This window comes from Humidesulfovibrio sp., from assembly GCF_030689645.1.
In the GTDB taxonomy this organism is placed as follows: domain Bacteria; phylum Desulfobacterota; class Desulfovibrionia; order Desulfovibrionales; family Desulfovibrionaceae; genus Humidesulfovibrio.
Genome location: NZ_JAUYFU010000050.1, coordinates 1 through 1,604, shown reverse-complemented (window position 1 = coordinate 1,604; position 1,604 = coordinate 1). Strand labels below are relative to the sequence as shown.

The window sequence follows — 1,604 nt, the reverse complement described above, 5'->3', positions numbered from 1 at the left end:
GACCGCGTAGTCTTTGCCGAGGAATTTGCCGATAGTCTTCACCTTTGCGGGTGACTCAACGATGATGAGATCTTTTGTCATAATGCGGCAGGCTATAGCCACCTGGGCGCGGGTTGGCAAGGGGCGGGGTGGGGGAGGGCTTGACGGGTTGCCATGCGCGTTATAACATTTGTTCCCACGCAATAGACGAATGGAGGTGCCCCATGCAGGCGGTCAAGATACGGAAAATCGGCAATTCGCTGGGGGTCGTCATCCCCAAGGAAGTGCTGGCGCGGATGAAGGTTGCCGAGGGCGAGACGGTGTACTTCACCGAGACCGGGGACGGTGGCGTGCGGCTGACGCCCCTGGACGAGTCATTCTCCGAGGAGTTCGCGTTGCAGATGGCGGCGGCGGAAAAGCTCATGCGCCAGGACCGGCATATTCTGCGCGAGCTGGCCAAGCGATGAGCGGGGGCAATCCTGCGACGCGCTGGCGCTGGATTCTGCCGCAGACCGTGCTTGCCATCCACGACGCGCAACTGGCCGAGCACGGGGGGCTGCCGGGCCTGCGGGATCTGGGTCTGCTGGAAAGCGCCTTGGCGCGGCCTAGAAACCTGCTGGCCCACGCCGCGCAAGGTGTCGCGCCGCCGGACGCCTTTGACCTCGCGGCGGCCTATGCCTATGGCTTGGCGCGCAACCACGCCTTCATCGACGGCAACAAGCGCACGGCCTATGTGGTCTGCTGCCTGTTCCTGTTGCTCCACGGCTGCGACATGGCCGCGCCGGACGTGGAACGCGTGTTGGTCTTCGAGCGCCTGGGCAAGGGCGAGGTGACGGAGCGGGAGCTGGCGGGATGGCTGCGAGGGTAGGGGGAGCATTTGCAGGTTGCCCCCTGTGCTGATGATAACCTAAGGAGGGTGTAGTATGGGGATGGGTTTTGATTTCCTTTTTGGGATTGCGAAGGAAGAGGCTGCAAAGACTGCTGGATTTGACCTAAGAGCGGGTGCTGGAAAAGGTAATTTTAAGACGTTGGCTTACGAGAAGTCCGTTAGGATGCGGATGCTGGCGAACATTTCGGTTGGCGTTGAAGTGTGCTGTGGCACCACAAGAATGGCTGTTGATTATTATTTTAAGGAAGAATCAACGGTTGTTGAGATTGCACTAGGATTGCGAAACAATAACACAGAATTCGAAAAAGATATATTTAAGGCTCTTCTCCTCAAGAATGCGGGCCACCCCGTCTCGAAACTTGTCTTTTTATGCAAGCCGGGAGGAATGGAGAAGTGTAAGGAACCTGGGCGGTTGGCAATCATGGAATGGGTACAGTCAAAGCATGGAATTATGGTCGAGGTATACAATTTGTCTCTTGACTAAGCATAATGGTTTAATGCGGCACTCGGCAGAAGAGACGCATACAAAAAGCCCCCGCCTCAACTCTGAGCCGGGGGCTTTTCTTTACCATCGTCGTGCGGCGCTTACTGCGGCGGCTCGATGCCGCGCAACTGCTTCTGCGCCTGCTGGATGAACGGCGGGGGATCGCCTAGCCAGGTGGTGGCGGCGTCTTTGGTCAGCAGGGCGTAAAGGGCCTTGCTCTTCTCGCCGTAAAGGATGTCGATGTTGTTCTCT

General features: G+C 57.9%; 3 protein-coding genes. All 3 read left to right on the top strand.

What is annotated here, in order from left to right; all coding sequences use genetic code 11:
• Nucleotides 1-203 precede the first annotated feature (203 nt).
• The 3 genes from Q8O35_RS08390 to Q8O35_RS08380 are packed head-to-tail and all read left to right on the top strand — an operon-like array spanning nt 204 to nt 1,352.
• The gene (locus Q8O35_RS08390; protein ID WP_305572202.1) at nt 204-446 is read left to right on the top strand and encodes an AbrB/MazE/SpoVT family DNA-binding domain-containing protein; all 243 of its coding nucleotides are present in this window, start codon (nt 204-206) and stop codon (nt 444-446) included.
• Nucleotides 443-847 carry a type II toxin-antitoxin system death-on-curing family toxin gene (locus Q8O35_RS08385; RefSeq protein ID WP_305572201.1) on the top strand — a complete coding sequence of 135 codons (405 nt, stop codon included), beginning with the start codon at nt 443-445 and terminating at the stop codon, nt 845-847. The genes Q8O35_RS08390 and Q8O35_RS08385 overlap by 4 nt, the downstream gene beginning before the upstream one ends.
• Before the next feature lie 55 nt (nt 848-902).
• Nucleotides 903-1,352 carry a hypothetical protein gene (locus tag Q8O35_RS08380; protein ID WP_305572200.1) on the top strand — a complete coding sequence of 150 codons (450 nt, stop codon included), beginning with the start codon at nt 903-905 and terminating at the stop codon, nt 1,350-1,352.
• Nucleotides 1,353-1,604 lie beyond the last annotated feature (252 nt).

Excerpts from the sequence above, each read along its gene's own strand:
- Q8O35_RS08390 (WP_305572202.1), top strand. The coding sequence starts at position 204 with ATGCAGGCGGTCAAGATACGGAAAATCGGCAATTCGCTGGGGGTCGTC.
- Q8O35_RS08385 (WP_305572201.1), top strand. The coding sequence starts at position 443 with ATGAGCGGGGGCAATCCTGCGACGCGCTGGCGCTGGATTCTGCCGCAG.
- Q8O35_RS08380 (WP_305572200.1), top strand. The coding sequence starts at position 903 with ATGGGGATGGGTTTTGATTTCCTTTTTGGGATTGCGAAGGAAGAGGCT.